The sequence below is a fragment of the Micromonospora sp. U56 genome (assembly GCF_018070095.1).
Lineage (GTDB): Bacteria > Actinomycetota > Actinomycetes > Mycobacteriales > Micromonosporaceae > Micromonospora > Micromonospora purpureochromogenes.
In genome coordinates this window covers 1-7,329 of sequence record NZ_JAGPYL010000197.1, presented here as the reverse complement: position 1 = coordinate 7,329, position 7,329 = coordinate 1, and the positions used below count along the sequence as shown (strand labels likewise).

The following is a 7,329-nucleotide window of genomic DNA, read 5'->3' as shown; positions in this document are numbered from 1 at the left end:
ACTTACCCTGGATCTTGCGCGTGGACCGCCACCATCTTGGCAACCCCGTACGTAGCGTCGGTGGCATGGATACGGATGTCATCGTGATCGGCGCCGGGCTGGCCGGGCTGGTCGCCGCCGCCGAGGCCGCCGACGCGGGTCGGCGGGTGCTGCTGCTCGACCAGGAGCCCGCGCAGAACCTCGGCGGGCAGGCGTTCTGGTCGTTCGGCGGCCTCTTCCTGGTGGACTCGCCCGAGCAGCGGCGGATGGCCGTCCGCGACTCGGTCGAGCTGGCCTGGCAGGACTGGACGGGCAGCGCGGCCTTCGACCGGCCCGAGGACCACTGGCCGCGCCGCTGGGCCGAGGCGTACGTGCACTTCGCGGCCGGAGAGAAGCGGGCCTGGCTGCGGGGGATGGGCCACCGGCTCTTCCCGGTGGCCAGCTGGGCCGAGCGGGGCGGGGGAGCGGCCGACGGCCATGGCAACTCCGTACCCCGGTTCCACGTCACCTGGGGCACCGGCCCGGGGCTGGTCGAGCCGTTCGCCCGGCGGGTCCAGAAGGCCGTCGACGAAGGCCGGGTGCGGCTGCTGTTCCGGCACCGGGTCGACGAACTGGTCACCGCCGGCGGCGTGGTCACCGGGGTACGCGGGACGGTCCTCGAACCCGACGACGCCCCGCGCGGCCGCAGCACCTCCCGGGTGGCCGTCGGCGACTTCGCGTACGGCGCGCAGGCCGTGATCATCACCTCGGGCGGCATCGGCGGCAACCACGACCTCGTCCGGCGGGCCTGGCCGGCGCGGCTCGGCACGCCGCCGACCCGGATGGTCGCCGGGGTGCCCGCCCACGTCGACGGCCGGATGCTGGCCATCACCGAGGCCGCCGGCGGGCAGGTGATCAACCCGGACCGGATGTGGCACTACACCGAGGGCCTGCGCAACTGGGACCCGGTCTGGCCGGACCACGGCATCCGGATCCTGCCCGGCCCGTCGTCGCTGTGGCTCGACGCGACCGGCCGGCGCCTGCCCGCGCCGCTGTTCCCCGGCTTCGACACCCTCGCCACCCTGCGGCACCTGCGCGCCACGGGCCACGACTACAGCTGGTTCCTGCTCACCCAGAAGATCATCGAGAAGGAGTTCGCACTGTCGGGCTCCGAGCAGAACCCGGACCTGACCAACCGCAGCGTCCGACAGGTCCTGCAACGGGTCCGTCCCGGCGCGCCCGGCCCGGTCGAGGCGTTCAAGCGCCACGGCGCCGACTTCGTGGTCGCCGACACCCTGGAGGAGTTGGTCGACGGGATGAACGCGTTGGCGGCCGAGACGGGCGGCCCGCAGCTGGACGTCGCGCCGCTGCGCCGGCTGGTCGAGGCGCGCGACCGCGACATCGCGCACCCGTTCGGCAAGGATGCCCAGCTGCACGCCGTCCGGGGTGCCCGCCGGTACCGGGGCGACCGGCTGATCCGGGTCGCCACGCCGCACCGCCTGCTCGACCCGGCGGCGGGCCCGCTGATCGCCGTCCAGCTGCACGTGCTGACCCGCAAGACCCTCGGCGGGCTGCACACCGACCTCTCCGGCCGGGTGCTGCGCCCCGACGGCGAGCCGCTCGGCGGGGTGTACGCCGCCGGCGAGGTCGCCGGGTTCGGTGGCGGCGGCATGCACGGCTACAACGCCCTGGAGGGCACCTTCCTCGGTGGCTGCCTCTTCTCCGGGCGCACGGCCGGGCGGGCCGCCGCGGCGGCCGTCGCCTGAGGGCCACGCCGGTCGCGGGGCGGCCCGCCCCGCGACCGGCCGGTCGGCGCGCCGCCGGGCGGGAACGGGCGGCGCCCGCCCCGACCGGGACGGGCGCCGCGCGGTGTCGCTCCGGTCAGCTGGTGGGGAAGTTGTCCGGGGTACGGATCCGGTTGCGCAGGAAGACGCCGGACTCGGTGAGCACGCCGGTGCCGGCGTACGTGCCGCCGTAGCAGGTGCCCGGGTTGAAGGCGGCGCTGCCCTCGTCGGCGTCGGAGTAGGTCCAGTTGGCGTAGCTGATCTTCAGCCGGTCCAGCAGGTCCAGCCAGGCGGTGCTGCTGCCCGCGTCGACGGCACCGCCGCCGGTGTAGGTGACCGTGCCGAACTCGGTGACGAACAGCGGCAGCCGGGCGGCGGCCCGCTCGACCTCGGCCCGGTAGTTGTCCTTGTGCGACGCGGCGTAGAAGTGGAACGCGTACATGACGTTGCTGGCGTTCACCGGGTTGTTGATCACCTCGGTGGAGTTGCCGCCCTCCGACACGCCCAGCGAGGACCAGGCCCGGGTGCCGACGACGACGATCGCGTCCGGGTCGTTGGCCCGGATCACCGGGATGACCTGTTCGGCGTAGTTCTTGATGGTCTGCCAGCTGACCCCGTTGGGCTCGTTGGCGATCTCGTAGACGACGTTGGTGCGGTTGGCGTTGCGGGCCGAGACGGCGGCGAAGAAGGTCTTGGCCCGGTCCAGGTTGTACATCGGGTCGCCGGGGGTCAGCGTGTGGAAGTCGATCAGCGCGTACAGGCCCCGCTCACCGGCCTCGTCGACCAGCGTGTTGACCCGGTCGGTGAAGCCGCTGGGGTTGGTCTCGTAGCCGCCCTCCTGCACGTACATCGAAATCCGCAGCAGGTCGGCGCGCCAGTCGGTGGCGAGCGCGTCGAGGGACGCGTCGTTGTAGCACCGGGCGAACCACTGCAGGCCGTGGGTGCTCATGCCGCGTAGCTGGATCGGCAGGCCGTACTGGTTGCACAGGTTCACCCCGCAGACCCGGAGCTGGCCGTTGACCGCCACCGGCGTCTGCCCTGCGGGCGGCGTCGTCGGCGGGGGCGTGGTGGGCGGAGGTGTGGTGGGCGGAGGTGTGGTCGGCGGCGGTGTGGTCGGCGGCGGCGGGGTGGTGGGGGTCGTCGGGCCGGTGCAGACCGTGCCGTTGAGGGTGAACGACGTGGGCGCCGGGTTGCTGCCGGCCCAGCTGCCGTTGAAGCCGATGGTGGTGGACCGCCGCTGGCCAGGGAGCCGTTCCAGCTCAGGCTCTGCGCGGTGACGGACTGGCCGCTCTGCTGGTACGTCGCCGACCAGCCCTGCCCCACCCGCTGCCCGGCGTCCGGGAAGCTGAAGCCGAGGGTCCAGCCGTTGACCGCGTCCCCGAGGTTCTTGATCGTGATGTTGGCGGTGAACCCGCCGGTCCAGGAGCTGGTGGTCCAGGTGACGGCGCAGCCGGGGGCCGCCATCGCGTTGGCGACCGGCAGGAACGCCGACGCGCCGATGGTCAGGGCGGCCGCGGCACCGGCGGCGAGCAGGTGCCGCCGCGTCGGGCGGGGAATCTTCTGCATGGGACCGTCTCAATCTGTGCGGGGGTCGGGTGCGAGGTGGTGGTGCCCGGGCCGGCCGCGGACCGGATGGATGTGGTGCCCACACATCACCCACCGGTCGCAGGCGGTGCCCGATGTCGCCGCGATGCCCGGACGAGGCACGGGAGCGCTCCCAAGACAGCCTAGAGGCGTCCGCAACATCCTCGCAACATGTCGATGCGTCGAAGTGTCCGGCGCCGGTCCGGCTGCCCGACCGCCGGGTGCGGGCGCAGGCCGGCCCCGCACCCCTGTGAGCGGGGAGCGGGGCCGGGGGAACCGATCTCAGCGGCCCTGCAGGGAGCGGACGTTGTCGCCGAAGGTCCAGCCCTTCGCGCCGTCCCAGTTCAGCGACCAGGTCATCAGCCCCTTCAGTCCGCCGCGGTAGGTGTTCCACGCCTGCGCCACCGACGACGGCGGCAGGTGTCCGCCGCCGGCACCGGGCTGCGCCGGCAGGCCGGGGACCTGCTTGTCGTACGGGACGCGGATGGTGGTGCCCTGGACGACCAGTCCGGTGTGGAGGCAGTCGGTCTGCGCGGTGAAGCCCTGCACGGTGCCCGCCGGGTAGGAGTCGCCGGAGCAGCCGTACATGCTGCCGTTGTAGTACTGCATGTTCAGCCACCAGAGCCGGCCGTTGTCGGCGTACCGCTTCACGATCGGCAGGTATGCGCCCCAGATGGAGCCGTAGGTGACGCTGCCGCCGGTGACGTACGCGGTCTCCGGGGCCATGGTGAGGCCGAAGCCGGCCGGCATCTGGGCCAGCACCCCGTCGATGATCCGGATCAGGTGCGCCTGGGAGGGGGAGAGCCGGTTGATGTCGCCGCTGCCGGTCAGGCCGGTCTCGATGTCGATGTCGATGCCGTCGAAGTTGTGCTTCCTCAGGATCGGCACCACCGTGGCGACGAACCGGTCGGCGACCGCCGCCGAGCTGAGGTCGATGCCGGCGGTGGCGCCGCCGATCGACAGCAGGATGGTCAGGCCGGCCGCCTTCGCCTGGCACATCTCGGCGGGGGTGGGCACTTTGACGGTGGCGTCCATGCCGTCCTCCCAGAGCACCGTGCCGTCGGCGCGGATCACCGGGAAGGCGGCGTTGACCACGTTGTAGCCGTGTCCGATGATCCGCGAGTCGGTGATCGGAATCCAGCCCAGCGGCGGGTGGACGCCGTTGGCGGCGCCGTCCCAGTTCTCCCAGTAGCCCTGCAGCACCTTGCCCGCAGGCCGGGGCTTGACCGCGCAGGTCGGCGTGCCGGGCGGCGGGGTGGCGGTCGGCGTCGCGGTCGGCGTCGGTGTGGGCGACGAGGTGCGGGTGGGCGACGGCGTCGGTGTGGGCGTGCCGCCGCCATCACAGGCCCCGAGGTCCCGCCACAGCGCCGGCGTGGCGGCCGGGTTCCAGCCGGCGCCCGGCGGTGGCGTGTGGGTCACCAGGGCCTCGTAGCGCCGGCCCGCGTAGCTGACCTGGCTGCCCGCCGGGTAGGTGGTGCCCTCGGCCCAGGCGGGCGCGGTGCAGGCGACGGCCGCGACGTCGGTGATGGCCGCGGCGAGCCCCTGCGTGGTCGGCAGGGCGGCGGCGGCCGTGGCCAGCGCCAGTCCGGTGGCCAGGGCGGTGAGTGCGGGTCGGAGTCGCATGACATACCTCCTCGTCGATGCGCCGGAGGCTATCAGTTAACTTTGTTAAATGTAAATGCCTCGATGCGCCGGCCGGTCAGACAGGGCTGCCCCCCCGGCGCAACCGCCGGCCCGCGGTGATCAAGAGGTTTGCGTCGGAATCAGCCCCGGACCTGACGCAAACTTCTTGATCACCGAGAGCGGGTGGCGCGCTCGGCGGGGCCGGGTGGCCGGCGGCGGTCCGGGGGAGCGGGCCACCGCCGGGGGTGGGGTCAGCGGCCGCCGGAGCGGCGGCGGCGGGACCGCTCGTAGTCCTGGAAGCGGGCCTTGGCGATCACCGACCGGTCGGCGTCGCGCAGCACCAGGCCCTCCGACCGGCCGGGTACGCCGTCGAGCGCCACCAGCGTGTGCGGCAGCTGGTCGGTCAGGAACGCGTACGTCTTGTCCAGGTCGCGGGGCAGCTCGGCGGCATCCACCGTGGCCAGTCGGGGAACCGTCGCCAGCCCGTACGCCTCGGCCCGCGCGAGCAGCTCCCGCTCGTCCAGCCAGCGCTGCCCGCCGCCGTCGCGCCAGGCGGCGAGCTGCTCCGGCGACCGGGTCAGCAGGTCGGCGTACCCGTCGAACTCGGCGATGTCGAAGAGCCGGTGGCCGACCCGCCGGCTGTCGGTGTAGTGCTTCGACGCGCCGGTCACCTTGCCGCCGTACACCTCCAGGTAGTAGACGGTGAACCGGTCGGCGGGGGTGTCCGCGCGCAGCCGCTCGGCCAGGCCGCGCAGCGCGTCGACGATGCCCAGCGCCGGGTTGGCGATCAGGTCGCCGCGGGCGTGCAGCAGTTCCTCGCGGCTGCCGATCAGGTACCGCCCGTCCGGGGTGAGGATGATCCGGCTGTTCGTGCCGTCCACCTTCTCGGTCAGGGTCACCGGCCCGGTGAACTCCACGACCTCCTCGCGCAGGCCCCCGTCGCGGGGGTCGAGCGCGTGGTACGTCGGGATCGACGGGTACTTGGTCATCGAGTTGACCGCGCGCAGGTCGGCGCTGCGGATGTCGAAACTCGGCACTGGCGTTCCTCCCCGTGGCGCCGCCGACGCCCGGCGGCGGCCGCAGCGTATCGGGACCGGTTCCGCCGGCGCCCACCCTTTTCCGCCCGCCAAAGCGCCTCCCGACCACGGCGGGGCCGGGGGTGAGGCCGGCCACCCCGGCCCCGCACGGCGTGGGACGCGCTCCCGGTGCCGGTACGGTCGTCCGGGCCTGTCGCCCGCCGGCTCCGGCGGCGGCGGCGGTGCCGATCACTGTCGATCCCCCCGAAGGACGGTCACATGCGCGCCACCGTGATCCACGGCCCGAACGACATCCGCGTCGAGGAGGTCCCCGACGCCGCCGTGCGCAACCCCACCGACGCGGTCGTCCGGGTGGTCACCGCCTGCATCTGCGGCAGCGACCTGTGGGCGTACCGGGGGGTGGCCAGCCGCCAGCCGGGGCAGCGGATCGGCCACGAGTTCCTGGGCGTGGTGGAGGCCACCGGTGCCGAGGTGACCTCGGTGCGCGTGGGTGACCTGGTGGTGGCCCCCTTCGTCTGGTCCGACGGGGTCTGCGACTTCTGCCGCGAGGGCCTGCCCACCTCCTGCCCGCACGGCGGGTTCTGGGGCGAGCCCGGCTCCGACGGCGGGCAGGGCGAGGCCGTCCGCGTCCCGTACGCCGACGGCACGCTGGTGCGGCTCCCCGCCGAGGCCGCCGGCGACGAGCGGCTGCTCACCGCGCTGCTGGCGCTGTCGGACGTGATGTCCACCGGTCACCACGCGGCGCTCGCCGCCCGGGTCCGCCCCGGCACCACCGTCGCGGTCGTCGGCGACGGCGCGGTGGGGCTCTGTGGGGTGCTGGCCGCCCGGCGGCTCGGTGCCGAGCAGATCATCGCGCTGGGCCGGCACACCGCCCGCACCGACATCGCCCGGGCGTTCGGCGCCACCGACGTGGTCGCCGAGCGCGGCGACGCGGCGGTCGCCGCCGTCCGGGAGCTGACCAAGGGCCAGGGCGCGCACGCCGTGCTGGAGGCCGTCGGCACCGAGGAGTCCATGCGTACGGCGATCTCGATCGCCCGCGACGGTGGCGCCGTCGGCTACGTCGGGGTGCCACACGGGGGCAGCGCCGGCGTGGACATCCGCCAGATGTTCGGCCGCAACGTCGCCCTCGGCGGCGGGGTCGCCCCGGCGCGCACCTACCTCCCGGAGCTGCTCGCCGACGTGCTCGACGGCACCATCGACCCGTCGCCGGTCTTCGACCGGACCGTCACCCTCGACGGGGTGCCCGACGGCTACCGGGCGATGGACGAGCGCACCGCGCTGAAGGTCCGCATCACCTTCTGACCGCCACTACCGCCGGTGACGACGCCGCCCCTGGTGGGCGG

Annotated in this window: 4 protein-coding genes and 1 pseudogene; 2 read left to right on the top strand and 3 right to left on the bottom strand. The window is 73.9% G+C overall.

From position 1 onward, the window contains the following. The first annotated feature begins 65 nt into the window (after window positions 1-65). Window positions 66-1,724: an FAD-binding dehydrogenase gene (locus tag KBX37_RS32795; RefSeq protein ID WP_210779708.1), complete on the top strand. Its 1,659-nt coding sequence runs from the start codon at window positions 66-68 to the stop codon at window positions 1,722-1,724. A gap of 115 nt (window positions 1,725-1,839) precedes the next feature. Here the strand turns inward: KBX37_RS32795 and KBX37_RS32790 are convergent. The 3 genes and pseudogenes from KBX37_RS32790 to KBX37_RS32780 form a co-directional block, all read right to left on the bottom strand. Beyond that, window positions 1,840-3,308, bottom strand: a pseudogene (locus KBX37_RS32790) (cellulase family glycosylhydrolase). 300 nt (window positions 3,309-3,608) lie between these two features. Continuing rightward, complete coding sequence (locus KBX37_RS32785) at window positions 3,609-4,949, bottom strand: carbohydrate-binding protein (protein ID WP_210779707.1); 1,341 nt, start codon at window positions 4,947-4,949, stop codon at window positions 3,609-3,611. 251 nt (window positions 4,950-5,200) lie between these two features. After that, window positions 5,201-5,986 (bottom strand): RNA ligase family protein, encoded by a 786-nt coding sequence (locus tag KBX37_RS32780; protein ID WP_210779706.1) that lies wholly within the window; start codon window positions 5,984-5,986, stop codon window positions 5,201-5,203. Between the two features lie 258 nt (window positions 5,987-6,244). On the opposite strand from KBX37_RS32780, the gene KBX37_RS32775 reads away from it, so the two are divergent. Continuing rightward, entirely contained in the window at window positions 6,245-7,288 is a 1,044-nt protein-coding gene (locus KBX37_RS32775) for a zinc-dependent alcohol dehydrogenase family protein (protein ID WP_210779705.1), read from the top strand. The last annotated feature ends 41 nt before the right edge of the window (window positions 7,289-7,329 follow it).

Coding starts and splice junctions, on each gene's coding strand:
- KBX37_RS32795 (WP_210779708.1), top strand. CDS start 66: ATGGATACGGATGTCATCGTGATCGGCGCCGGGCTGGCCGGGCTGGTC.
- KBX37_RS32785 (WP_210779707.1), bottom strand. CDS start 4,949: ATGCGACTCCGACCCGCACTCACCGCCCTGGCCACCGGACTGGCGCTG.
- KBX37_RS32775 (WP_210779705.1), top strand. CDS start 6,245: ATGCGCGCCACCGTGATCCACGGCCCGAACGACATCCGCGTCGAGGAG.